Raw genomic sequence first — 24,655 nt, 5'->3', positions numbered from 1 at the left:
CTCGTCGGCGAGCCGGTCCAGCGACGGGACGCGCGCTCACCGGGCTGCTCGCTCGGCGGCGACGGCGTCGAGCGCGGCGTCGGCCCGGGCCAGCCGGTCCCGGACGGTGCCGAGCCGGTCGGCGACGGCGTCGAAGGCGACCCGCAGGGTCGCCACCTGGGCCCGTACGGCCTGCGCGCCGGGACCGTCGACCTGGGCCCGGTCGAGCACCTGCTCGGGACGGACGGCGGCGGCGATCAAGACCTCAGCTCGCAGTCCCGGCTGGGCTGGTCCACCTTCACGGGGGTACGGGCCGACCCGTACCGGTACGGTCTGGTGACGCTGCCCGGCTACACCCCGGCCGTCCGGGAGCCGAGCAAGCCGATCTTCCCGGCCACCGCCGCCCGGAGCGTGCACAGCCCGCAGACCATCGCGCAGTCCGCGGTGGACGGAGTGGCCCCGGCCGCCGTGGCGAAGCTGCCCGAGAAGGCACTGCGGGTGACCGACCCGCAGGTCACCGCGGACGGGGTACGGGTCACCCTGCGCGCCGACCGCGCCGGTACGGCGTACCTGTACACCTGGGACGGTGAGCGTGCCCTCGGCACCCGCACCGTCGAGCTGACCGCCGACGGTCAGGTGACCGTCGTGGTTTCGGTCACCGGCGGTACGGCCAGCTCGCTGCTGGCCGCCATCGAGTCCGGCGACGCGGCACGGGCCTACCAGGTTCCCCTGCGCTGACCGATCCGGCCAGCTCCCACCGCGCCAGGTGGTAGGAGGGGTCCCCTGCTCACGCTTTCTGGTGAGCAGGGGACCCCTGCTCACGCATTTGGTGGGGGGGGTGTCCGGAGGGGCGTCAGCGGATGCGGTAGACGCTCATCCGGTCGTTGCGGAACCGCAGGTCGGCCAGGTCCGCCAGCGCGGACGACTCCGGGGTGACCACGCGGTCGAGAACCAGCCAGCGGACGCCGTACCGGTCGCGCAGCCCGGTCAGCCCGGCGGCGGTGGGCGTGGTGAACGCCGCGTCGTTGGCGCTCAGCCGCTCGGGGTCCCAGAACGGCGCGTAGGCACCACCGGGCCGGCCGACCATCCGGGGGGCGAAGGACCACCCCTCCACCAGCACCGCGCGCTCGGCGTACCCGCTGAGCCAGAACGAGCGGGCGTCACACCAGCCGTCGGTCACCACCCGGCAGTGCACGTTGGTGGCGAGCACGTCGTCCGGGGCACTGTGCTCCCGCACCCAGCGGGCCGCCTCCACCCGGGACGCCGGCATCGGCACCACCGCGTAGGCCCCGCCGTTGGGGAAGCGCCGGGCGGCGGCGGCGTCGGCCACCAGCCCCGGGGCACCGGCCACCAGGACACCGGTCAGCAGCACCGCCGCACCCCGTCCGGCCAGGGCCGTCCAGCCACCCACCAGCGCCGGCCAGAGCAGTCCCAGCACGGTCGCCACCACGGCCAGCGCGACCGCCCAGCGCAGCAGCGGCAGCACCGGCCCGTACACCGGGCCGGACCCGACGGTCGCCGGGTGCCGGAGCTGGATCACGGTGAGCAGCAGTGCCAGGCCGGCCGCCCCGACGGCGAGTGCCGCCCGCCCCCGGCCCCCCAGCGCGGCCCGGTCCAGCACCTCGGCGTACCCCCAGGCGGACAGGATCACCCCGAAGGCGAAACCGGCCCGGACGAAGTACTGGTTGCTGCTGCCCGGGTGCCCGACCAGCAGGTAGATCGCCGGCCCGGCGAGGGCCCCGCCGAGCAGGAGGAGCTGCACCGGCTCCAGCCGGCCCCGGCGTACCCCGACCAGGGCCAGCACCCCGGCCAGCCGGAGCTGGAGGTTGAGCAGGAACGCGACGGTCACGGCGACCCAGACCAGCGCGGTGGCCGAGCCGGACGACGGCACGTAGGGGCGCAGGCCGGAGAACGGGTCGACGGTGACCCCGTGGCTGACGAAGCGGAACAGCACGGCGGTGGCGAACAGCTGCGCGGCCAACGCCAGCCCGACGGCCCCGAGCAGCGCGCGGGGCACCCGGCGGCGTACCGCCAGCAGGACCACGGCGGTGAAGCCCAGCGCGCCGAGCGCCACCGGTACCGAGCTGGCCTTCGCGCCGGTGGAGGTGGCCAGGAACAGCGCGGCGAGCACCCACGCGCCCCGGCCCACCGGCGGCACCCCGCTGCCCCGGGCCCGGCCGACGACCTCGGCCAGCGCGGCGAGCAGCGGCAGCAGCAGCACCCAGGAGTACGTCATCGACGGGCTGCCCCAGACGATGAAGGTGGCCTGCGTGCCGAAGAGCTGGCGCACGCCGTTCTCGTAGCCGAACTCGCCGACGGTGAACATCAGCGCCGCCGCGCCGACGCCCACGTACGCCCGCCCGCTGACCCGCCAGCCGACCACCGCGACCAGCACGGCGGCCAGCGCGCAGAGCGCCGGTACGGCCAGCCGGAAGAAGACCGTGGGCAGGTCCACCCCGCTGACCAGGCTGGCCGACGCCAGGTGGGCGAAGCCGAACCAGTGGTAGTGCAGCGGCTCCCCGGCCACCTGCGGCACCTCGGGCGGCACCTGGTGGGTGGCCGCCCCGGCCAGCGAGAGCTGGAACGCCAGGTCGATGTACTGGGCCTGGCCCTCGCGGGTGGGGAGCACCGGGTTGGGGCGGAGGAACGACTCGGCCAGGTACCAGGTGAAGCCGGCGACCACGGCGGTCAGCGACCACGCCCAGCCGGTCGGCACCGGGGTGTGACCGGTGACCCGCCAGTGCCGGCGCAGCCGGGGCACCGCCAGGAACGGCGCCACCACCACCAGCGGCCAGAGCCGGAGCAGGTGCGGCACGCCGAGCGCGGTGCACACCGCCCAGGCGGCCAGTTCCAGCACCAGCCCGACCGCCGCGCCGACCGCCAGGTCCTCGACCAGGGTGTGCGGGCGGGCACGCAGCGCCCGGTAGACGAGCGTGCCGGGCAGCAGCACGCCGAGCAGCGCGTACCCGGTGAACCGGGCCAGGTCGACGGCGGGCGTGCCGGTGGCGAGCAGGACGGCCGCGACGACGGCGTACCCGACCAGCGGTGGGGCGACGCGGGCGGCGACCGGACGGCGGGTCGGCGCGACGTCCGGTGGGGTTCCGGTGGCGAGCGCGGTCACCGCAGGCTGTCGGCCAGGGCGGTCGGGCCACCGGCCCCGCGGGCGGCGACCTCGCCGGCCGTGGCGGCGGGCTCGTCGACCGGGCCGTCGGCGGTAGGGTCGCCCGGTTCGTCGGCGGCGGTGTCGACGGCCACGACGTACGCGGGGCGTCCCTGCACCACGGTGTAGATCCGCCCGACGTACTCACCGAGCAGACCCAGGCAGAGCAGTTGCACCGCACCGAGGAAGAGGATCGCCACGTAGAGGGAGGGCCACCCGTCGACGGTGGCCCCGAGCGCCCAGGCGACGACGGTGAAGACCACCAGCAGACCGCAGACCGCCACCCCGACGAGCCCGAGCCAGGTGGCGAAGCGCAGCGGCGCGGCGGAGAAGCTGGTGACGCTCTGCGCGGCCAGCCCGGCCATCCGGGACAGCGGGTACTTGGTCCGTCCGGCGGCCCGCCGGTGGCGGTGGTAGGTCACCTCCCCGCTGGGGAAGCCCAGCCAGGGGACCACCAGCCGGAGCACCGGCGCGGGCTCGGGCAGTTCCCGCAGCGCCTCGACGACGGCCCGGCTGAGCAGCCGGAAGTCGCCGGCCTGTGCGGGAACCTGCTTGCCCACCAGGCGACGCATCAGCCGGTAGTAGCCGGCGGCGGTCCACCGCTTGAACGGACCGTCGGTGCTCCGGTCGGCCCGGACGCCGTAGACCACGTCGAGGTCGTCGGCGCGGGCGACGCGGAGCATCTCGACGATCGTCTCGGGCGGATCCTGGAGGTCCGCGTCGATGCTGACCACGTGCCGGCCCCGGGCCCGGAGCACCCCGGCGACCAGGGCGGCCTGGTGTCCGCTGTTGCGTCGCAGTCGCAGCACCCGCAGCTGCGGCCAGCCGGCCCGCAGCACGGTCAGGCCGGTGGCGGTGCCGTCGTCGCTGCCGTCGTCGACCGCCACCACCTCGTACGCCTCGCCGAGGTCGTCGAGCACGGCACGGAGGCGTCCGGCCAGTGCCGGCAGCACGCTCTCCTCGTTGTACATCGGCACCACCACGGAGAGGGCGGGCTCCGGTCGCTTCACCGCACTCGCCCCCGTTCACCCGCTCCGCCGGTGCTCGGAGCGAACGCTACCAGCCGGGACCCGGCCGCCGGGCCGAGAGCGCGCGAGCTCCCACCCGACGGCACACACGCAGGTCAGCGGGGGCAGGTCGGGGCGCGCAGTCCGGTCACCGACATCGGGGCGCGACCGGTCGGGCGGGCCTTGCCGGCCAGCACGGCGGCGAGCCCGGCCATCGACACGCGGCTCGACGACCAGGTGGCCAGCAGCGTCGGTGAGGTCGCCTTCGCCAGCACGTACGGGGTGTCCATGGCGACCGTCACGTCGGCGTCGGCACGCAGGTCACCGGCACCGTCGCCATAGCCGACCAGGTGCACCACCGTGCCACCGCTGGGCACCACCCGCACCCCGGCGGCGGTCAGCGCCTCGGTGAGCGCGGCGCGGGTCCGCTCCCGCCCGCCGGAGGCGGTGACGGTGACGGTGACCGGCCCGGTGACCCTCGCGGCGGTGCACGAGCCGCGCAGCACGGTCACCGCGGCGGCTGCCAGGTCACGGGCGGCCTTGTCGTGGACGTCGTCGGTCAGGGTGGACATCTCCGGAGCGGGCCGGTCGGCCAGCCGGAACTTCAGGGTCAGCACCCGGGTGACCGCCTCGACCAGCCGGGTACGGGGCAGCGAACCGTCCCGCAGGGCGGCGAGCAGCCCGTCGTAGGCCTGGGTCACGTTGGGCGGCATGAGGATCAGGTCGTTGCCGGCGTTGAGCGCCCGCACCGCCGCCTCGCCCGGCGGGTAGCGCTTCGCGGGGGCCATGTTCATGCCGTCGGTGATCACCACGCCCTGGAACCCGAGCTGGCCGCGGAGCACGTCGGTGAGGAGCTTGCGGGAGAAGGTGCCCGGGGTGCCCGGGTCGACGGCCCGGACGTCGAGGTGGGCGGACATGACCGCCCAGGCTCCCGCGTCGATGCCGGCGGCGAACGGGGGCAGCGCCCCGGTGTCGAGGGCCTTCCGGGACTGGGTGAGCACCGGCAGCTCGGCGTGCGAGTCGGCGGAGCTGTGCCCGTGCCCGGGGAAGTGCTTGAGGGTGGCCGCCACGCCCGCGCCCTGGAGTCCCCGGACCGCCCCGCCGACCTGGGCGGAGACCCGCTTCGGGTCGGCTCCGAAGGAGCGGGAGCCGATCACCGTGCTGCGGGTGGCGAGCACGTCGGCGACCGGGGCGAAGTCGAGGTTGATCCCCATGGCGGCGAGTTCGGTGCCGGCGGCCCGCCAGGCGGCCTCGGTGAGCGCCGGGTCGTCGGCGGCCCCGGCGGCGAGGGCGCTGGGCAGTTGGGTCACCCCGTCGGTGATCCGGGTGACCACGCCGTACTCCTGGTCGGTGCCGATCAGGAAGGGCGCCGTGCCGGCGGGGAGCTTGCCGGCGGCGGCGCGCAGTCCGGTGGTCAGCCCGTGGACCTGTTTCGGGTTGTCGACGTTGGTGGTCTCCTGGTTGCCCGAGGTCGGGTCGTCGGCGGAGAAACCGACCAGGATCAGCCCGCCGAGCCGGTACTTCGCGATCATCTCGGCCGGCGTGGCGACCCCGGCCAGGGCCTTGTTGCCCCGCGCCGACCCGGCGGAGACGTCCGTGGCCGAGCTGCCGTAGGCGTACGGCATGAGCACCTGGCCGACCAGGTCCTCGTCGCCGAGCGTGGCGACCAGCGCGGCGGCCCGGGCGGCGGGGTCGCCGGCCGGTGCCGGTGCGGCCGACGGGCTCGCCGCGCCCGAGGTCGCCGGGGCGGCGGGGCGTTCCGCCGTGCCCGTGCACCCGGCAGCGGTCAGGACGGCCAGCAGGACGGACGTGACGCCGACGCGTCGGAGGAGACTCGGCACGCGCCCCATCCCATCAAACTCCCTCCGCACCCACCAAATCCGTCCCACTCCCCCCGTACCTACCCCACCGGCACCCGCTGCCGGGGCGGAAGTCCGCGCCGGTCACCGGCGTGGGGGACCACCCGGACCGACCCGCGCCCCGGCACCGGCGCGACCACGCCGGACGACGTACGCGACCGCAGGGGCGGTGGGGCCGGTCAGCCGACCCGGGTGAGCAGGGTCACCGGCGCGCCGTCACCGGCGTAGCGGTACGGCTCCAGCTCGGCGTCCCAGGCGGTGCCGAGGGCCTTGTCCAGGGCGTGGGCGAGCGCCTCCGGGCCCCGGGCGGCGGCCATGATGCTGCGCAGCCGGTCCTCGCCGAGTTGGATGTCCCCGGCCGCGCCGACCGTGGCCCGGAACAGTCCCCGTCCGGGCACGTACATGAACCGTTCGCCGTCGACGCCCGAACTGGGCTCCTCCGTCACCTCGTAACGGATCATGGGCCACTGCCGGAGGGCAGCGGCCAGTTCGGCGCCCGTACCGGGACGGCCGGTCCACCCGCACTCGGCCCGACGGGCGCCGGGCTCGACGGGCTGGGCCGTCCACTGGAGATTGACCGGCGCAACGAGGACGCGCGCGATCGCCCACTCGACGTGCGGGCACACGGCGAGCGGGGTCGAGTGGACGTATACGACGCCACGCGTAGGCACGGTGGAACCTCCCGGAGAGCGAGGTGCGTCTTCCCCTACGACCTCGATCACCAAGTGGTACCAGGACACACATGATGACTGGTGTGGCGGATGGTGCGCCAGGGAATCGGAAAATTCGCCACCGGAATAGCCGGGCGGACACCTCCCGTCACCGGCCTGGCACACCGGCGCAGCCGGATGGCGTGGTCGTGTACAGTTCACTCGGCGGTCTGTGCCGCCGTGCATCACCTCGCGGCTCGTCGCCGCAGGTGACCGCGGGCTCGCCTCCTTCCCGGGGGTCGTCCGCACCGCCCCCGGACGTTCCGTCCTCCCGTACGTCTTGCAAGGAGTACCTCCGTGGCGAGCAACACCTCTAAGACCGCGCGCGCGTCAGTCCGGGCCGGCCAGGCTGGCCAGGGTGGCGCCCTCAGCGTGCTGGGCGAGTTCAAGTACCTCATCCCGCTCAACGGCGGCAAGCACGCCTACGTGCGGAACTTGACCAACGGCAAGACCGCGCACCTGCGCACCGACTCCGAGGCCTTCGTCGAGGAGATCCGGGTGCTGGCCGCCGCCGGCCACGCCGCCAAGATCCGGGCGGAGCTCAACAACCTGAACGCCTCCCACCCGGGCGACGGCTGGGACGCGACCGAGAAGCGCCTGGTCGAGGCCGGCGTCTTCGAGGCCTGAGCCGCCCCGCACGCGACACCGAGAGCCGCCCGCCGGAGATCCGGCGGGCGGCTCTGTCGTGAACGACATTCGCATCGGTAGATCTCCCTCGGGGCGCGAACCCGGGACGGCGATTCTTCCCGTCGGACGATTCGCGTGGTGCCATGGCGGGTAGCCGTTGGGTTACCGCCGGGTACCCCCCCCGCGCGGGTCGGGCCGGCTGGTGGGAGGTAGTGATGCCGGAGGGGTTCGAGGTGCCGCTTCCGGACGGCGTACGGCTGCACGTGGAGACGGCCGGGCCGACCGACGCCGAGGTCACCGTGGTCATGGTGCACGGCTGGACGCTGGACGGGCGCAGCTGGCACCGGCAGCTCGACGGGATCGGCCGGCAGCTCGGCGACCGGGTGCGCGTGGTCACCTACGACGCCCGGGGGCACGGGCGGTCGAGCTGCATGGCACTGCGCACGGCGACCCTGGCCCAGCTCGGCGACGACCTGTCTGCCGTGCTGGACCACGTCGCGCCGACCGGGCCGGTGGTGCTGGTCGGGCACTCCATGGGTGGCATGACCGTCATGGAGTACGCCCACCGCCACCCCGGGCACTTCGCCGCCCGTACGGCGGGCCTGGTCTTCGTGGCCACCACCGCCGAGGGGCACACCCACACCGCGTACGGGCTCTCGCCCCGGATCGCCCGGCTGATCCGGCTGGCCGAGACCACCGGGGCCGGAGTTCTCGCCCGGTGCGGCTCGTGGCGGCCACCCCGGGCGCTGCTGCGCGCCCTGCGGCCGTCCCTGCGCTGGCTGCTCTTCGGCGACCGGTGCGACCCGACCGACATCCGGCTGGTCACCTCGGCGGTGGCGCGCGCGTCGCTCCGCTCGATCGGCGGCTTCCGGGCCTCGATCGGGACGCAGCACCGCCTGGACACCCTCGCCGAGCTGGGGGACGTGCCGGCCGCGGCGCTGGTCGGCGACCGGGACCGGCTCACCCCGCCACCGTGCGCGGAGTCGATCGCACAGGTGCTGCCGACCACCGAGCTGACCGTCTGCCCCGGTGCCGGCCACATGCTGATGATGGAGCGCCCGGACGAGGTCACCGCGGCGATCGTCACCGTGCTCCGGCAGGCGCTCGCCACCCCCGACGCCACCGCATCCAAAGGGGCATAACGGGACTTATCACGTCGGGATCGGGATGCCCGACCGCCGGTCGAGCCACGGCCCGTACCCTCGGCCGGGTCAGGTTGGCGCGGGTCCGCGCCGTCCGCCACCGACAGCACAGGAGCCCGTGCGTGACCGACCAGAGCACCCTCGCGCAGGAGATGGCCGCCGAGCAACGGCATCTCGACCGGGTGTACGCCCGGCTGGCCGAGCTGCGGCGGTCGGCCGCCCGAGCCGAACGCGACGGCTACCGCCTGGCCCGGGTGGGCAACTTCGGGGCGCTGGTCGAGCGGGACGCGATGGTCTTCCACGCCGCCCAGCGCCGGTACGCGCTCGACGCCGAACACGAGGGGCTGGTCTTCGGCCGGCTCGACCTGCGGGACCGTTCGGTGCTGCACGTGGGACGACTCGGGGTGCGCGGCGAGAACGCCGAAACCCTGGTGGTGGACTGGCGCGCCCCCGCCGCGGCGGCGTTCTACCAGGCCACGCCGGCGCAGCCGCTGGGCGTGGTCCGCCGCCGCACCATCGGGTCCTCGGGCGAGCGGGTGACCCGCATCGAGGACGACCTGCTCGACCCGGCGGCGGCCCCGCCGGAGATGCCGGTGGTCGGCGACGGCGCGCTGCTGGCCACCCTCTCCCGGGCCACCGGGCGCGGGATGCGGGACATCGTCGCCACCATCCAGCGTGAGCAGGACGAGGCGATCCGCTCCCCCGGCTCGGGCGTCACGATCGTCTCGGGCGGACCGGGCACCGGCAAGACGGCGGTGGCCCTGCACCGGGCGGCGTACCTGCTCTACTCCGACCGCAGCCGGTACGCCGGGGGCGGCATCCTGGTGGTCGGCCCGTCGGCGGTCTTCGTCGAGTACATCGCCTCGGTGCTGCCGTCCCTCGGCGAGGAGACGGCCACCCTGCATTCCCTCGGTTCCCTCTTCCCCGGCATGTCCGCCATCCGCTCCGACCCGCCGGAGGTGGCGGCGGTCAAGGGCTCGCTACGGATGCGCCGGGTGCTGGAGCGCGCGGTCCGGGACGCGGTCCCCGACGGTCCGGACGAGCTGCGCCTGCTCTACCGGGGGCAGCTGCTCCGGCTGACCCGGCCTGAGCTGGACGCGATCCGCACCCGGGCGCTGCCCCGGGGCGCCCGCCGCAACGAGGTGCGCCGGGCCGGCTTCGACGGGATCTTCGCCGCGCTCTGGGCGCAGGTCCGCCGGCTGGGCGTACCCGGCCTGCCCGAGCAGCGGGCCTTCGAGGACGAGCTGGCCGACCGGACGGAGTTCCGGGAGTTCCTCAAGGCGTGGTGGCCGCGCCTGCACCCGCGCCACGTGCTCGGGTGGCTGGCCCGGCCGGATCGGCTGCGGTCGTACGCCGGGGGGATCCTCTCCGGCGCGGAGATCCGCGCGCTGACGGCGGCCTGGCGGACGCTGGACCGCGACGGGCTGACCATCGCCGACATCGCCCTCCTCGACGAGCTGGACGCGCTGCTCGGCCAGCCGATGAAGCCGGCCCGCCGTCGGCGCGACCCGTTCCAGCTCGCCGGCGGGGTCCGGGAGCTGAGCACCTTCACCGACCGGCAGCGCGCCCAGCGGGCGGCGGCGCGGGAACGCCCGGCCGACTACCGCGACTACGCGCACGTGGTGGTCGACGAGGCACAGGACGTGTCGCCGATGCAGTGGCGGATGCTCGGCCGGCGGGGCCGGCTGGCGTCCTGGACGGTGGTCGGCGACCCGGCGCAGACCGCCTGGACCGGCGACCCCGAGGAGCTGGCCCGGGCCCGCGACCAGGCGCTCGGCCGGCGTAAGCGGCACGAGTTCGCCCTGACGACGAACTACCGGAACTCGGCGGAGATCTTCGCGGTGGCGGCGGCCGAGATCCGCACCATCCACCCGGACCTCCCGCTGCCGACGGCGGTCCGGTCCACCGGCGTGCACCCGGTGGCGCTGACCGTGCCGATGGCGCAACTGCCGGCGCGGACGGTCGAGGCGGTCACCGCGCTGCTGGCCCAGGTGGCCGGGACGGTGGGCGTGATCACGCCGGTGCCCCGCCGGGACGAGGTCGCCGGCTGGCTGGCCCACCTGGACTCGCCGCGCCTCCAGGTGGTGACCAGCCTCCAGGCCAAGGGCATGGAGTACGACGGGGTGGCACTGGTCGCGCCGGGCGAGATCCGGGCGGAGCCGGGTTCCGGCGTTCGGACCCTCTACGTGGCGCTCTCCCGGGCCACCCAGCGGCTCACCACCATCGATCCGGTCGACTGACCCGTCCGCCCCGCCCCGGCCGGCTGCCCCTCCCCCGCCGCTTCCGTTCCGGGCGGGCGACCCGCCCTTACTTGCATACATAGCGATGTGAACATACATTGGGTCCGGGCCGAACGGGGAACGGAGGGTGGGGGCGTGGGCGCAGGTCATGACCACCACGGCGGGATCGCACACGCCGCACAGCGACACACCGGCCGCCTCTGGGCGGCGTTCGGGCTGCTCGCCGCCCTGATGGCGGTCGAGGCGGTGACCGCGCTCGGCACCGGGTCGCTGGCCCTGCTCTCCGACGCCGGCCACATGTTCACCGACGTGCTCGGCATCGGCATGGCGCTGGCGGCGATCACCGCCGCCCGACGGGCCGGCCGGGATCCGCAGCACACCTTCGGCCTCTACCGGCTGGAGGTGCTCGCCGCGCTGGCCAACGCCGTCCTCCTCTCCGGGGTCGCGGTCTACGTGCTCGTCGAGGCGGTCCGCCGGTTCGGCGACCCGCCGGAGGTGACCACCGGTCCGATGCTGGTGGTGGCGGTGCTCGGCCTGCTGGCGAACCTGGTCGCCTTCGGGCTGCTGCGCGAGGGCGCGAAGGAGAGCATCAACCTGCGCGGCGCCTACCTGGAGGTGCTGGGCGACCTGCTCGGCTCCGTCGGCGTGATCACCGCTGCGGTGGTCATCGCGCTGACCGACTGGTGGTGGGCCGACCCGCTGGTCGCGGTGGCGATCGGGGTCTTCATCCTGCCGCGCACCTGGCGGCTGGGCCGGGCGGCGCTGCGCATCCTGGTCCAGGCCGCGCCGGAGCACCTTCAGGTGGGCGCGGTGCGCGACCGGCTGGGCGCCGTCCCCGGCGTGGTCGAGGTGCACGACCTGCACCTCTGGACGCTCACCTCGGGGATGGAGGTCGTCTCGGCCCATTTGACCACGGACCCGGCGGCCGAGATCGGCACCGTGCTCGCCGCCGCGCGGACGGCGCTGCACGAGGACTTCCACATCGAGCACGCCACCCTCCAGCTCGAGCCCGGTCAGTCGCCCGGCGTCTGCGACCGGGTCGAGTGGTAATTAGGGCAAACTTAAATCTCGGCGTGTATTGTCCGGCTATGTCGGATATGCCGGTGGAGATTCCTGGGAGTGGTGTGGCCAACGCTGCCCCTGGGACACCGGCTTCGGTAGTCTCGGATCCGGTCAACGCCAGGCGGCGCCCTCCGGCGCCTGCGGTGACCGCCGCCTAATCGCCGATGACGGCGAGCCGGGGAACCACGTCCTTGGGGTGCATCCGCGTGAGCGGTAGGGATCTTCCGTCCCGAACCCGTCAGCTAACCCGGTCGGCGGCTGACGGAAGGACATGTGCATGCCAGTAGTGGCACCCGTACGACGTACCGCCGCCCGGATGGCGGCCCTGATCGCCGCGACGCTCGCCCTCGGGGTCGCGGCCACGCCGGTCGCCGTGGTCCCCGCCGCGGCGGCGCCTCCGCTGGCGGCCAAGGCCCCCGGCGACGACCCCGAGGGAGGCACCCCCGCCCTGCGCGCCCAACTCGAGGCGGCCAGCAAGGGCTGGCTCGACGCGAAGGACGCGCTCGCGACGTCGGTCGCCCGCCAGCAGAAGATCAACGAACAGCTCACCACCATCGAGAAGGACCTGGCGGTCCGGGACCAGAAGGTCGGCGTGATCGCCGGGCTGGCGTACCGGACCGGCCGGCTCGGACCGGCCTCGGCCCTGCTGGCCAGCGACTCGCCGGACAACTTCATGGACCGGGTCGCCGCGCTGGACGCGGTGGCCGCCAACGAGGACCGCGAGCTACGTGGCCTGCTGACCACCCGGGAACAGGCCAACCGGGCGAAGACGGCACTGAACCGGGAGATCACCGAGCAGCGCAAGCAGGTCGCGGTGATGGAGAAGCGCAAGCAGCAGGCCGAGCAGGCCCTGGTGGTCGCCAACCGGAAGACGGCGGCCACCCGCCCCAGCGGGGGCAGCGACTCGAGCCGGTCCGCCACCGCGAAGCCGGCGCCGCGCAACCCCGACGGGTCCTGGCCACCCGAGTCGTGCAGCGTCAACGACCCGACGCCCGCCGACGGCTGCATCACCCCGCGTACGCTGCACGCGCTCAACCAGGCCAAGGCCGCCGGCTTCACCCGGTACGTCTCCTGCTACCGCCCCGGCGGTTCGGGTGAGCACCCCAAGGGGCGGGCCTGCGACTTCGCCGCACAGAAGAGCGGCTTCGGCGGCGACGCCACCGGCGGCGACAAGACGTACGGCGACAACCTGGCGGCGTACTTCAAGAACAACGCCAGCCGGCTCGGGGTGCTCTACGTCATCTGGTACCGGCAGATCTGGCTGCCCAGCAGCGGGTGGAAGTCGTACAGCGGGGCGGGCGGCGATCCGTCGAGCGACCACACCAACCACGTCCACCTGTCGGTCTACTGAGCCACCCGGCGCGGCCCGTCGTCCCCACCCGGGGGTGGCGGGCCGCGTGCCGTACCGCCCCGGCGGGACGACCCGGACACCGTCCTCCACAACCCCCTGAAAGGGGTCGCATGAGCGACACCGGGCGGGGAACCCGGGCCGCGCGAGCGGACGAGAGGCGGGCACCATGGACGGTCCCGACGGGTACGTGATGGTCTTCGCGCCGGCACCCGTGCTGACGGTCACCATCGACCAGCCGAGCGACGAGACCGAACTCCACCTGCACCCGGGCGGGCAGGGGGTCTGGCAGGCCCGGATGATCATGTCGCTCGGGGTGCCCGTGGTGCTCTGCGCCAGCCTCGGTGGCGAGATCGGCCAGGTGCTGGAACCGCTGCTGATCACCGAGGGGGTGCGGCTGAAGCGGGTGCTGCGGGACACCGCCAGCGGCGGATACGTGCACGACCGCCGCAACGGTGCCCGGCAGGAGGTCGCCGACGTCCCCGGCCATCCGCTCCGCCGGCACGAGCTGGACGAGCTGTACAACCTGGCGCTCGGTGAAGGGCTACGCGCGCCGGTCAGCGTGCTCAGCGGGCCCGGCGAGCCGTCCCTCGTCCCGCCCGACCTCTACCGCCGGTTCGCCGCCGACCTCGGCGCGAACGGTGGCCGGGTGGTCGCCGATCTCTCCGGCGAGCACCTCGACGCGGTGCTCGCCAGCGGGTTGTTCTTCCTCAAGGTCAGCCACGAGGAGCTGCTCCGCGACGGACGGGCCCGCTCGGCGGACGAGGACGAGCTGACCCGCGCCATGTACGACCTCCATGCGGCCGGGGCCGAGACGGTGGTGGTGAGCCGGGCCGAGCAGCCGGCGTTCGCCCTGGTCGACGGGGAGGTCCTCGAGGTCGTCATGCCCCGGTTGGAGGCGGCCGACCCGCGTGGCGCGGGCGACTCGATGACCGCCGGGGTGGCCGCCGTCATCGCCCGCGAGGGCGACATCCGGACCGCGATCCGCACCGGCGCGGCGGCCGGGGCGCTGAACGTCACCCGGCACGGCCTGGGCACCGGGCGTCTCGACTCGATCGCCGGGCTGGTGGACCGGGTGCGGCTGGTCCCGGCGGGCAACCGCCCACAGGAACGGACCACCCCGGAGGAACTGGCCGACCGGGCGGCCGGACGATGAGCCCGCGCGTGCTGGTCACCAACGACGACGGCGTGGCCGCGCCGGGACTGGCACGGCTCGCCCAGGCGGCGGTCGCGCGGGGGCTGGACGTGGTGGTCGCGGCTCCGCTGGAGGAGGCGAGCGGCACCAGTGCCTCGATGACCGCGCTGGAGCGCGAAGGGCACGTGGTGGTCCGGGCCCATCCGCTGCCGGAACTGCCGGACGTGCCGGTGTACGGGGTCGGCGGCTCCCCCGGCTTCATCGTCCTGATCGCCGTGCACGGCGCGTTCGGACCACCCCCGACGGTGGTCCTCTCCGGCGTCAACCGGGGAGCGAACGCCGGCCGGGCGGTGCTGCACTCGGGCACGGTGGGCGCGGCGTTCACCGCCGCCGCCAACGGCTGCCGGGCGATGGCGGTCTCCCTGGACGTGCTCTCGGCCGCCGACGTCACCCCCGGCAGCGGCGGCGCGGCGGTGCACCCCGCCGTGCGGGTACGCGACCCCGAACGGCACTGGTCCACGGCTGCCCGGGTGGCCCTGGACCTGCTGCCCCGGCTGACCGCCGGACCGGCGGAGAGCGTGCTCAACGTCAACGCCCCGGACCTGCCGTACGAGCGGCTGCGAGGGGTGCGCCGGGCGTCCCTGGCCAGCTTCGGTCAGGTGCAGATGACGGTCGCCGAGGCTGGCCACGGGTTCGTCCGCACCTCGCTGGAGGAGCCGGGACAGGCGGTGCAGCCGGGCACCGACCTGTTCTGGCTCGCCGAGGAGTACGCCTGCGTGACCGCGATCCGGGCGGTCATCGAGGTGGCCGACGTGGACCTGTCGGGACTGAGTGGCGAGGAATGGCGACCGGCCTGAGCCACCGGCCACGGCCCGGGCACGACGCGGCGGGACCGGCCACGGTCCGCGGACGGGCCGGTCAGGCGCCGGGCAGCACCTCGGGCTCGGGCGCGACGGCGGCACCGGCGAAGTACGGCTCCGGCGCGCCGAAGAGGCCGAGCAGGCCGGTCACCCAGAGCTGCCGGTGGACGAACCGGCTGGGCTCGGTGACGACCAGCTTGACCCCGCTCACCTCGGCGGTCTGGAACCCGGCCACCATCGCGCTGATGCCGACCGAGTCGATGAAGGTCACCAGCCTCATGTTGAGTTCGATCCGCGTCGGGCGACTCTTGGCGAGCACCTCGACAACGGCTTCGCGTACCTCGTACGCGGTGTCGACGTCGATCTCACCGCGCGGGACGATCTCGACGACGCCACCGGTCAGGACCGACTTGACAATCGACAGGCTCACGCGAGCACCTCCACTCGCCCGTCTCCGGGCGCCTCATCAGTACGCGGGCCGCGACCGAGAGTATTCCTCCGACAGCCTCGGTCGCCACCCCCGGGGGTGAGTAATTCGCGGATCAGGAGCGACAAGTCGCCCATTTCCGACTCTCCTCCCTCCTCGAACACCCGGTCCGGGGTTCCCACGCACCAGGACCAAGGGTAGCGGTCGCCTTTCGGGGCGGTGCGCAACCATCCGTCCGGGCGCGCCCACCAGCGGGGCCGCCCGCCGACCGGCCATTGACCGACCTGCCTAGCATCAGCCCCACGCAACCGACGGCGTCGACGAAGGAGCCAATAATGATCAAGAGACTGCTCGGACTGGCGGGTGTGGGTGCCCTGCTCGCCCTGGTGCTGGCCTGCGGCTTCGGCGGCGCGGGCGACGACGATGACGACGGCGACGACGACTTCGCCCGCGGCACCGCCGTGGTCACCCTGCGCTGACCCGAGGACGCCGACAGATGTCGGTCACGGTCGGGGGCAGCGCTCACCGTCGGTGATCGACATCGCCGGACGGGTTTGCCCGCGCGACGGACGGGGCACGAGGTGTTCGCGTTCACCCGACCGGTACGTCACGGGCGGGTAGGCGCGAACCGCGCCGACCCGACGCCGTGGGTCCGACGTGACGCCGGCTTCGGTACCTGAGGAGGTAGCCAGGATGATCGGATCCACCCTGCTGGAACGCCGCAGCAAACCCGAGCGGATCGCCGACCAGGCGTGGCGGCACCTGACGTCCGCGGTCAACTCGGCCGGTGACAGCGTGCGCGACACCGCCCGGTCCGCGCGGCGCAACGGTCTCACCTTCGCCGACGACGCGGGTGACCTGGTCGGCGGTGCGGCCGAGGAGGCCCGCCGCCGGGCGGTGCTCGCTTTCGACGCGCTCGCCGGACGCCGACCCGCCCTGCCCTGGGCGCTGCTCATCGGCGCCGCCCTGGCCGGTGCGGCGATCGGGTGGGCGGCCGGCTCGGCGGCGCGGGCCGTCGGCAGCCGGAGCGACCGGGACCCCGACGACATCGAGTTCGTCGACGTCGACCGCCCCAACTCGCCGGCCGGCCTGGACACCTGAGCCGGCTCCGACGTCGAACCCCTGGCCACCGCCGTGGTGACCAGGGGTTGGCTCCCGCAGCCGAGGAAGGACCTCACCCTACCGGTCAGAGCCGGGCTTGGAAACGCTCCCAAGCGAGTCGTGCCACCCCGGAGCGGTCCGGTCACCCCAGGTGGTACACGAACCCGTCGCCGACCTGCTCCCGCCGGATCCCGAGCCCGTCCACCGGCCGCGACGCCGCGTCCTGCCACGGGGTGCCGGCCGCGTACCCGGGCAGCAGGACCACCGTCCGGATCCCCCGCTGCCGCAGGTACGCCACCGAACTCGCATCCGGGAAGCTGAGGCTGGCCGCCCGGGCCTCGGCCTGGCTCGCCGGAGTGAACGAGGCGAGTCCGTTGACCATCCGGGGAAACCCGTCAGTCGACCAGAGCATGACGTGCAGTTCCCGGATGCCGTCGCTGGGCAGCACCAGCAGCGGCCCCGACACCCCACGCAGCGCCGCCGGCTGCTCCGGCACCGGCACGTGCGGGGTCCGGTTCGCCCCCTCCAGCAGCACCAGCGCCAGCGGTACCACCAGCACCAGCCGCCCCCAGCGGGCGAAGCGCCCACCGGTCGGCGCGTCCGGTGCGGTCGGCTCCGCCACCCCGGCCCCGTCCGCCCGCCCGGCCGGTTCCGCCGGTGCCCGCCCGACCGGCTCCTGGGCCCCGGGGCCGCCGGACGGTTCGCGGGTGAGCGCTCCGGCGGCCAGGATGCCGAGGAGCAGGGTGCTCCAGAGCACCAACCGACCGGGGGTCCGGATGCCGTCCCAGCCCGGGGCGTGCTCGACCAGGGTGGCGTAGCCCGGATCCCCGTCGCCGAGGAACGCGGTGCCGGAGGCCAGCGCCACACTGACCAGCACCCCGGCCAGGAGCAACAGCCGGTGCCGCAGCCGCCAGGCGGAGAGGAAGAGCCCGGAGAAGGCCAGCCCGAGCAGCACCACCCCGGGCAGCAGGGTCATCTCGCCCGGGAAACCGAGCGCCTCCCGGGCGGTCGCGTGCCGCTCACCCCAGAGCCAGTTCTCCGGCGGCGCGGTCAGGAACCCGCGCAGCGGCGGGGAGAACATCGCGATGTGCTCGACCGTCCGCCGCCCCTCCGGGTGGCGTTCCACCACCTCGAAGTAGGGGGCCGCCATCAGCAGGGCCACCCCGGCGAAGAACACCCCACCGGCCAGGTCGGCCAGGAGCAGGCCGCGCGGGAAGGGCGGCCGGGCCCGTTGCCAGGCCGACCAGGCGTACCGGGCCGCCGCGACCAGGCAGACCAGCGCCAACACGTACGCGAAGGGCAGGCCGATGCCGAAGCCCAGGCTGATCTGCCAGGCGGCGACCAGCCACCCGGCCGCCGCCCAGCCGGGACGCGCCCGCTCCGGCCGGTAGCCGTGCCGCAGCGACCAGCCGTGCCCCCGGGCCAGCATGGCCAACGACAGCGCGATCCCTCCCACGGAGAGCACGTGCAGGTGCCCGGCCTGCGCGAGCTTCCACGGGGCGTACGCGAACGCGGCCCCCGCCACCGCCGACCCGGCCCGCCCCGCCCCCAACTGCCGGGCCAGCGCGTACGCCCCGACGAACGCCAGGGCGTGCACCAGCACGTAGAGCAGGTTGTACCGGACCACCGCGGCCACCGGGCCGTCCCCGACCATGCCGAACGGCGCGTACCCGAGCAGCGTGTCCGAGTACGCGTAGGTGTACGGCTCGGGGTGGAAGGTGTTGGAGTGCCAGAGGTTGCCCGGGTCGGGAAGCAGGGCGTGCCCACCCCAGGCGACCTGCCAGGCCTGGAGGGTCGGGTCACCGGTGTCCTGGGGGATCGTCCCGGCCAGGTCCCGCAGCGTGGGCCAGGTCAGCACCGCCGCCAGCAGCAGCGAGCCGAGCACCACGAGGGTCCGTTCGTGCCGGGCCAGCCGCCACAGCGTCCACCCGACCCGGTCCCGGACGCGGGCCGGGGTGGGTGCCGTCTCCCGTTCGGTGCTCATCGCCCGCCCCCGTCGCCGACTGTGACCCGATCGATCCAGATCGTGCCGTACCGTGGCCCGACTGTCACCCCCGTCCCACCCGACCCGGGTGAGGGCGGCTCACCCTCCCCGGGGGCAGCATCGCGGCCGGCGGGCAGGGACACCACCGTGGGCAGCGTCGCCGCCGGTGGGCAGGGAAACCACCGCCCGCCGGAGAGGAGCCTTCCGATGAGGAGCGCGACGACCACCCGTACCGACCAGGACATCCAGGCCGACGTGCTGGACGAGCTGGCCTGGGAACCCCGGGTCCAGCCGCACGAGATCGGCGTGACCGTCGCCGAGGGCGTGGTGACCCTCACCGGTCGGGTCGACGGCTACGCCAAGAAGTGGGCCGCCGAACGGGCCGCCCACCGGGTCGCCCGGGTGCGGGCGGTCGCCAACGACCTGACGGTGCGGCTGCCCACCTCCGCCCGGCGCACCGACCAGGAGATCGCCCTCGCCGCCGTCCGGGCCCTGGAATGGGACGCCTTCGTGCCGGTGGAGGAGCTGGACGTGACCGTCGCCGACGGCTGGGTGACGCTGCGCGGCCAGGTCGAGTGGGAGTACCAGCGGCGGGCCGCCGAGCGGGCGGTGGGGCGGCTCACCGGCGTGCGCGGGGTCAGCGACGGCATCGCCGTACGGCCCCGGACCGCTCCCCCGGGACCGGAGGTCGCCGCCGGCATCCTGCGGGCGCTGGAGCGCGGCGTCGCCGCGGACCCCGCCCGCGTCTCGGTCGACGTGTCCGGCGACACGGTCGTCCTGGACGGGGTGGTCCGGTCGACGGCGCAGCGGGAGGACGCGGAGCGGGCCGCATGGTCCGCGCCGGGCGTTTCCGAGGTGCACAACCGGCTCGTGGTGCGAACCACCCCGGCGGGGTGAACCGCCCTCACCCGGCGGGTCACCAGGCTGGAACGCGTGACCGGTCCGGCCGGCCGCGCCGACCGGCGCGAACCCCCGGGCCGGGCCGACCGGGAGGAGGTGAGCGGCGCCGATGACCACGCCGCTCCAGGTCACCGTCGTCCGACTGCGGGTGCCGGTCACCGAGGCCGACCACGTGCGGGGGCCGGTGGACGCACCGGTGACCCTCGTCGAGTACGCCGACTTCCAGTGCCGCCACTGCGGTGCGGCGTACCGGAACCTGCGCGACGTGCTACGCCAGCGCGGCGACCTGGTCCGGCTCGTCCACCGGCACTTCCCGATCGCCAACATCCACCCGTACGCGGAGCACGCGGCACAGGTCGCCGAGGCGGTCGGCCGGCGCGGCCGGTTCTGGGAGATGCACGACTGGTTGTACGAGCACCAGGACCAGCTCGACCCGGTGCACCTGACGGTCGGCGTCGAGCAGCTCGGCGTCTCCCCCGACGAGGTGAGCGTCGAGGTGGAGCAGCGGGTGCACGCCGACCGGGTCCGGCGGGACTTCGTCGGCGGGATCCAGAGCGGGGTGACCGGCGTGCCGACCCTGTTCGTCAACGGCGTCTGCCACGAGGGCGGGTACGCCGTCGCGGACCTGCTCGCCGCCGTCGACCAGGTGGGCGAGGAGTGACGTCCCGGCCCCGCCCGCACCGGTGCCCCGGCCACGCCGTGTGCAGGGGCCCCCTGGTACCACCACCTACCACCCGAGCGGTCAGATCAGGTGGAGTTCGCGGGCCCGGCGAACCGCCTCCCGGCGTCGGGTGGCGTCGAGCTTGCGATAGATGTTGCGGACGTGCGTCTTGACGGTGTTCACCGACAGGCACAGCTCGCTGGCGATCTCCACGTTGGACAGGATGCTCTGGAGATACCGCAGGATGGTCAGTTCCCGCTCGGTCAGCGGCTCGTCCAGTCCCCGCTCGGGTTCCCCGCCGCCCCGCACCGGCTCGCCGGCACCGGCCGGGTCACCGTCGCGGAGCAGGTCGGCGACGAACGGCCAGTGCGCGGTGCCGGAGTCCAGATGCTCGGCGAGCAGGTCCCGCACGCCGGGCACGGCCCGGGTGAGCACCCGTCGGTGCCCGTCCTGCGCGGCCAGTTCCAACACCCGTTCCACCACCCGGCCGGCCCGGCGGGGGTCGCCGCCGTGCCGGGCGAGCAGGGCGTCGAGCAGGCCGGCGTCGAGACGTACCGGCACCGGCCACCGGTCGGCGTCCGCCGTGTCCCACCGGGGCAGGGCGCGGCCGGCCGCCGCCGGGTCACCGGCGTACAGCTCGACCCGGGCACGCGCCACGGCCAGCTCCGGACCGACCTGCGCCGGAACGGCGGCGGCGTCCAGCAGTTCCCGGGCCGCCGCCGGGTCGCCGCGTGCCGCGCAGTGGTCGGCCTCGGCGGCGAGCAGCCGGTCGGCCAGCGCGCCGGCGCGGGCGCGGTCGGCCAGCCGGTGACGTGCCCCGGCCAGGGTGCGCTGCGCGGTCGCCGGGTCGCGGCCGAGCTGCGCCCGGCAGAACGCGGCCACCGCCGCCACCGTCGGGTCGTAGCCGGGGCCGTCGGCCCGGGCCAGGTGCACCTCGGCCTCGCCGGGCCGGTCGCGGTAGAGCGCCACCACCGCCAGGGCCAGGTACGCATGGCTGCGGTCTGCCGGGGTGACCGGTCCGCCGAGCGTCTCCCGGGCATCCTGCTCCGCCTCGCGGAGCCGACCGTGCCAGGCTGCTGCCAGGGCGGCCCGGCTGCGACAGAGCAGCTCGGTGCCGGCCCGTCCCGCCTGCCGGGCCTCGGCGGCCAGCCGGTCGAAGGCGGCCCCGGCCCCGGGCAGGTCCCCCTCGGTCAGGTCGGCGAGCGCGTCGGCGGTGCCGGCGACCAGGTGCCCGTCGGCCCGGTCACCGGCACCGGAGCGGGGATCGTCGGCGGGGCCGGCCGGCGAGCCGGTCAACGCGCGCAGCCGGGCGGCGGCACCGCGTACCCCGGCAGGGTCACCGGCCAGGCGGGCCAGGGCGACCTCCACCGCGGCGACCAGCCACCGGAGGCGGTCGCGGCGCGGTGCGGGCAGGTCACGGGCGGCGGCGACCGCACCGCGCAGGTGGTCGGCCGCGGCGGAGGGATCGGCGGACCGGGCCTGGTCGACGGCCAGGGCCAGGGCCAGTTCCGGGTCCCGGCCCACCCGGTCGGCCGGCGGGGCGGCCGGCGGTGGTCCGGCCGGTTCCGGGTCGTACGGGACCAGCTCCGGCCAGCCGACGAGCACCAGCTCGGTGGCGCGGTCCCAGTCCTCGGCGGCGAGCGCGTGCCGCAGCGCCTCCCCCGACCGGCCCTGCCCGGCGTACCAGCCGGCGGCCCGGGAGTGCAGTCCGCGCAGCTGCCCGGCGGAGGACCGGGCCAGGTCGGCGCGGAGCAGATCGGCCAGGAGCGGTTGGCAGCGGTACCAGCCGGGGCGCAAACCGTCGGGGCGCAGGAACCCGGTGGACCGGGCGAGGCCGGCGAGGCGGCCGTCGTTCGCGGCCGGCCCGGCCAGCGCGGCGGCCAGGTCGCCGCAGACCGTCCCGGTCACGGCGAGCCGGCGCAGCAGGTCGACGTCGTCGCGGGACAGCTCGGCGAGGACCTCCTCGCGCAGGTAACCGGCGACGTCCGGCTGGTCCCCGCCGAAGCCGGTGACCACGGCGGCCGGGTCGGCGGCGGACCGGGCGGCCAGCGCGGCGAAGCACACCCCGGCCGGCCAGCCGCCGGTGCGCTCCCGCAGCGTCGGCACGGAGGCGGGGGGCACCACCACCCCGTGCGTGGCCAGCAGGTCGGCGACCTCGTCGGTGGTGAAGGCCAGCTCGTCGGCGTCGATCTCGGTCAGCTCCCCGCGCAGCCGCCACCGGTGCAGCGGCAGCGCGGGGTCGCTGCGCGCCGCGACCAGCAGACGCAGCCGCTGCCCGGCGTGCCGCAGCAGGAACTCCAGCCCGGCCAGGGCCGCCGGTTCGGTCACCCGGTGCAGGTCGTCCAGGATGAGGACGACCGGCCGGTCCCGGCCGGCGAGGGCGGCCGCGAGGTGGTCTGGTCGGTCGGCCGGCAGGTCCGCCGCATCGAGCGCGGCGGCCAGGTACGACCAGAGCCGCGCGGCGGTGTCGCCGGTCTCCACGGATACCCAGGCCGACACCGCCCCGGCGGCCCGTGCCCAGGCGGCGAGCAGGGTGGTCTTACCCCAGCCGGCGGGCGCCCGGACCAGGGTGACCGGTCCGTCGGTTCCGGAGTCCAGCCGGCGCAGCAGCCGGGGGCGGAGCACCACCGGCTCCGGCGACGGCGGTGCGGTCAGCCGGGACGCCAGCAGTGGCACGGGCGGACACACCCCGCTCGACTCCTCCGGCATCGGTCGGCCTCCCCCATGGTCCCCGGTCGCGGCCGCCGGTTACCCGGCCACACGCCGTTCACCCCTTCCGGGGGAACCGGCTTCACCCGCCCCGTCCGCAGGGTGCGGGGAGGAACCCCGGACCGCGCCGCGACGCCGGGACGGACGACGAAGGCGGGTGACGACCGTGGTACGCGCGAGGCGGCCCGTGCCGGCCGGACGGTGGCAGGTGGCACGCGGAAGACGGCCCGCGCCGGCCGGACGGTGGCAGGTGGTGACCGTGGGCCGTCCGGCGGACGAGGTGCTGCCCGGCGGTCGGCTGCCGGAACCGCTGGCCCGGCTCGGCGACGGGGTGCAGGTGCGGGTGCGCCCCGCCCCCGGTGACCAGGGCACCGAGCTGGCCGCCCGCGCCCCGGACGGCCGCTTCGCGGGGCTGGCCGCGCACCTGGTCGGCGACGACCCGGACCAGGTGCTCCGGGCCGCACTGCGCGAGGTGCGCCAGCTCGCCGAGACCGGCGAACCGCTCCGCCCGGACCGTCCCCGCGTCGAGCGGTTCCCGGGACGCGGCAGCCGCTGGCCGGGCGGGCGGGCGGTGCCCGGATGAGGGCGCTGTGCTGGCAGGGTGACCGCCTGGCCGTCGCCGAGGTCCCCGACCCGGAGCTGCGCAACGGGCACGACGCCATCGTGCGGGTCCGCCGCAGCGCCGCCTGCGGCACCGACCTGCACCTGATCGACGGCGGCGGGTTGGCCCCCGGGGACGTGCTCGGGCACGAGTTCCTCGGCGAGGTGGTGGAGGTGGGCCCACGGGTACGCCGGCACCGGGTCGGCGACCGGGTGGTGGTCGCCTCCGTGGTGGCCTGCGGCCGGTGCCGGTACTGCCGGCAGGGGCGGCACTCCTGCTGCGACAACGGCAGTGTCGACCCGGTCGCCGGCGAGCTGGCCTGGGGGCAGGCGCCGGCCGGCTGCTACGGTCACCCGTCGGCCGGTGGCGGCTTCCCCGGCAGCCACGCCGAGTACGTGCGGGTGCCGTACGCCGACGTCGGGGCGTTCACCGTGCCGGACGGGGTACCCGACGAACGGGCGGTGTTCGCCTCGGACGCCGCACCGGCCGGCTGGACCGGAGTGGACGTCGGCGGGGTGCGCCCGGGGGACGTCGTCGCGGTCTGGGGTGCCGGCGCGGTCGGGCAGCTGGTGGCCCGGGCGGCGGTGCTGCGCGGCGCGGCGCGGGTCGTCGTGATCGACCGGTACGACGAGCGGCTGCGCATGGTCGAACGGCACACCGGCGCGGAGACGGTGCACTACCACCGCGCCGACGTCACCGCCGAGCTGCGTGAACGCAGCGGCGGGCGGGGGCCGGACGTGTGCGTCGAGGCGGCCGGCGCGGTGGACGGTTCCCGTTCCCTGGCCGAGCGGCTGCGCCGCGCTCCCCGCACCCCGTTGGCGCTGCGGGAGGCCGTGCACGCCTGCCGCAAGGGCGGCACCGTGGTCGTCCTGGGCGACATCACCGGCTTCGTGGACACCTTCCCGGTCGGCGCGGTGGTGCAGAAGGAGCTGACTGTACGCGGGGCACGCCCGCACGGCCCCCGGCACATCCCGGAGCTGCTGGACCGGATGGCCCGGGACGAGCTGCGCACCGAGCACCTCGCCACGCACCGGTTCCCGCTGGCGGAGGGGGCGACGGGGTACGCCCTGTTCCGCGAGCGGGCGGACGGCTGCGTCCGGGTGGTGTTCACGCCCGGCTGAGGTGGTTGCCGTCCCCCGGCTG

Annotated in this window: 22 protein-coding genes and 1 riboswitch; of the genes, 14 read left to right on the top strand and 8 right to left on the bottom strand. The window is 75.3% G+C overall.

The genetic code is table 11. The annotated features are described in order from the left end of the window. Positions 1 to 36 precede the first annotated feature (36 nt). Entirely contained in the window at positions 37 to 240 is a 204-nt protein-coding gene (locus tag GA0074694_RS16825; RefSeq protein ID WP_091459592.1) for a hypothetical protein, read from the bottom strand. Positions 241 to 315: 75 nt separating this feature from the next. Between GA0074694_RS16825 and GA0074694_RS16820 the strand changes: the two genes are divergently transcribed. Continuing rightward, a complete protein-coding gene (locus GA0074694_RS16820; protein ID WP_091459591.1) occupies positions 316 to 717 on the top strand; it encodes a hypothetical protein in 402 nt (133 codons plus the stop codon). A gap of 115 nt (positions 718 to 832) precedes the next feature. On the opposite strand, the gene GA0074694_RS16815 is transcribed toward GA0074694_RS16820, so the two are convergent. The 4 genes from GA0074694_RS16815 to GA0074694_RS16800 form a co-directional block, all read right to left on the bottom strand. Continuing rightward, positions 833 to 3,100, bottom strand: coding sequence for a hypothetical protein (locus GA0074694_RS16815; protein WP_091459590.1), 2,268 nt, complete (start codon positions 3,098 to 3,100; stop codon positions 833 to 835). After that, positions 3,097 to 4,149 carry a glycosyltransferase family 2 protein gene (locus tag GA0074694_RS16810; RefSeq protein ID WP_281190076.1) on the bottom strand — a complete coding sequence of 351 codons (1,053 nt, stop codon included), beginning with the start codon at positions 4,147 to 4,149 and terminating at the stop codon, positions 3,097 to 3,099. Before GA0074694_RS16810 ends, GA0074694_RS16815 begins: the two co-directional genes overlap by 4 nt. A 113-nt stretch (positions 4,150 to 4,262) precedes the next feature. After that, entirely contained in the window at positions 4,263 to 5,996 is a 1,734-nt protein-coding gene (locus GA0074694_RS16805) for a glycoside hydrolase family 3 protein (protein WP_091459589.1), read from the bottom strand. Positions 5,997 to 6,184: 188 nt separating this feature from the next. After that, positions 6,185 to 6,676, bottom strand: a complete 492-nt coding sequence (locus GA0074694_RS16800) for a DUF3145 domain-containing protein (protein WP_091459588.1) — start codon at positions 6,674 to 6,676, stop codon at positions 6,185 to 6,187. Between the two features lie 336 nt (positions 6,677 to 7,012). On the opposite strand from GA0074694_RS16800, the gene GA0074694_RS16795 reads away from it, so the two are divergent. The 7 genes from GA0074694_RS16795 (at position 7,013) to surE (ending at position 15,126) form a co-directional block, all read left to right on the top strand. Further along, positions 7,013 to 7,342, top strand: coding sequence for a hypothetical protein (locus tag GA0074694_RS16795; RefSeq protein ID WP_091459587.1), 330 nt, complete (start codon positions 7,013 to 7,015; stop codon positions 7,340 to 7,342). A 215-nt stretch (positions 7,343 to 7,557) separates the two neighbouring features. After that, entirely contained in the window at positions 7,558 to 8,484 is a 927-nt protein-coding gene (locus GA0074694_RS16790; protein ID WP_091459586.1) for an alpha/beta fold hydrolase, read from the top strand. A 122-nt stretch (positions 8,485 to 8,606) separates the two neighbouring features. Then, entirely contained in the window at positions 8,607 to 10,724 is a 2,118-nt protein-coding gene (locus GA0074694_RS16785) for a HelD family protein (RefSeq protein WP_091459585.1), read from the top strand. A 135-nt stretch (positions 10,725 to 10,859) separates the two neighbouring features. Next, positions 10,860 to 11,774 carry a cation diffusion facilitator family transporter gene (locus tag GA0074694_RS16780; RefSeq protein WP_091459584.1) on the top strand — a complete coding sequence of 305 codons (915 nt, stop codon included), beginning with the start codon at positions 10,860 to 10,862 and terminating at the stop codon, positions 11,772 to 11,774. Between the two features lie 153 nt (positions 11,775 to 11,927). After that, positions 11,928 to 12,059, top strand: a riboswitch (cyclic di-AMP (ydaO/yuaA leader). 13 nt (positions 12,060 to 12,072) lie between these two features. Further along, complete coding sequence (locus GA0074694_RS16775) at positions 12,073 to 13,137, top strand: coiled-coil domain-containing protein (protein WP_176738172.1); 1,065 nt, start codon at positions 12,073 to 12,075, stop codon at positions 13,135 to 13,137. A gap of 166 nt (positions 13,138 to 13,303) precedes the next feature. Further along, positions 13,304 to 14,290, top strand: a complete 987-nt coding sequence (locus GA0074694_RS16770) for a PfkB family carbohydrate kinase (protein WP_245714776.1) — start codon at positions 13,304 to 13,306, stop codon at positions 14,288 to 14,290. Beyond that, positions 14,287 to 15,126 (top strand): 5'/3'-nucleotidase SurE, encoded by an 840-nt coding sequence (surE, locus tag GA0074694_RS16765; RefSeq protein ID WP_091459582.1) that lies wholly within the window; start codon positions 14,287 to 14,289, stop codon positions 15,124 to 15,126. Before GA0074694_RS16770 ends, surE begins: the two co-directional genes overlap by 4 nt. A 61-nt stretch (positions 15,127 to 15,187) precedes the next feature. Here surE and GA0074694_RS16760 read toward each other — a convergent pair whose 3' ends face one another. Further along, positions 15,188 to 15,559 carry an STAS domain-containing protein gene (locus GA0074694_RS16760; protein WP_091459581.1) on the bottom strand — a complete coding sequence of 124 codons (372 nt, stop codon included), beginning with the start codon at positions 15,557 to 15,559 and terminating at the stop codon, positions 15,188 to 15,190. Positions 15,560 to 15,891: 332 nt separating this feature from the next. Here GA0074694_RS16760 and GA0074694_RS31705 point away from each other — a divergent pair, with 332 nt between their 5' ends. After that, entirely contained in the window at positions 15,892 to 16,035 is a 144-nt protein-coding gene (locus GA0074694_RS31705; RefSeq protein WP_176737982.1) for a hypothetical protein, read from the top strand. A gap of 214 nt (positions 16,036 to 16,249) precedes the next feature. Next, on the top strand, positions 16,250 to 16,657 hold the full coding sequence (locus GA0074694_RS16755; RefSeq protein WP_091459580.1) for a hypothetical protein: 408 nt from the start codon (positions 16,250 to 16,252) through the stop codon (positions 16,655 to 16,657). A 142-nt stretch (positions 16,658 to 16,799) separates the two neighbouring features. Here the strand turns inward: GA0074694_RS16755 and GA0074694_RS16750 are convergent, their stop codons facing one another. Next, the gene (locus GA0074694_RS16750; protein ID WP_176737981.1) at positions 16,800 to 18,641 is read right to left on the bottom strand and encodes a hypothetical protein; all 1,842 of its coding nucleotides are present in this window, start codon (positions 18,639 to 18,641) and stop codon (positions 16,800 to 16,802) included. Positions 18,642 to 18,848: 207 nt separating this feature from the next. Here GA0074694_RS16750 and GA0074694_RS16745 point away from each other — a divergent pair, with 207 nt between their 5' ends. Both GA0074694_RS16745 and GA0074694_RS16740 read left to right on the top strand, forming a co-directional pair. Further along, on the top strand, positions 18,849 to 19,538 hold the full coding sequence (locus tag GA0074694_RS16745) for a BON domain-containing protein (RefSeq protein WP_091459579.1): 690 nt from the start codon (positions 18,849 to 18,851) through the stop codon (positions 19,536 to 19,538). 112 nt (positions 19,539 to 19,650) lie between these two features. Beyond that, the gene (locus tag GA0074694_RS16740; protein WP_091459578.1) at positions 19,651 to 20,202 is read left to right on the top strand and encodes a DsbA family protein; all 552 of its coding nucleotides are present in this window, start codon (positions 19,651 to 19,653) and stop codon (positions 20,200 to 20,202) included. Positions 20,203 to 20,283: 81 nt separating this feature from the next. Here the strand turns inward: GA0074694_RS16740 and GA0074694_RS16735 are convergent, their stop codons facing one another. Further along, positions 20,284 to 22,911, bottom strand: coding sequence for a winged helix-turn-helix domain-containing protein (locus tag GA0074694_RS16735; RefSeq protein ID WP_091459577.1), 2,628 nt, complete (start codon positions 22,909 to 22,911; stop codon positions 20,284 to 20,286). 187 nt (positions 22,912 to 23,098) lie between these two features. Here GA0074694_RS16735 and GA0074694_RS16730 point away from each other — a divergent pair, with 187 nt between their 5' ends. Both GA0074694_RS16730 and GA0074694_RS16725 read left to right on the top strand, forming a co-directional pair. After that, positions 23,099 to 23,494 carry a hypothetical protein gene (locus GA0074694_RS16730; RefSeq protein WP_091459576.1) on the top strand — a complete coding sequence of 132 codons (396 nt, stop codon included), beginning with the start codon at positions 23,099 to 23,101 and terminating at the stop codon, positions 23,492 to 23,494. Further along, on the top strand, positions 23,491 to 24,633 hold the full coding sequence (locus tag GA0074694_RS16725; RefSeq protein WP_091459575.1) for an alcohol dehydrogenase catalytic domain-containing protein: 1,143 nt from the start codon (positions 23,491 to 23,493) through the stop codon (positions 24,631 to 24,633). Before GA0074694_RS16730 ends, GA0074694_RS16725 begins: the two co-directional genes overlap by 4 nt. Positions 24,634 to 24,655 lie beyond the last annotated feature (22 nt).

The organism is Micromonospora inyonensis, assembly GCF_900091415.1.
Classification (GTDB): Bacteria; Actinomycetota; Actinomycetes; order Mycobacteriales; family Micromonosporaceae; genus Micromonospora; species Micromonospora inyonensis.
The sequence above is the reverse complement of the archived record's forward strand: the minus strand, read 5'-3'. Positions and strand labels throughout refer to the sequence as shown.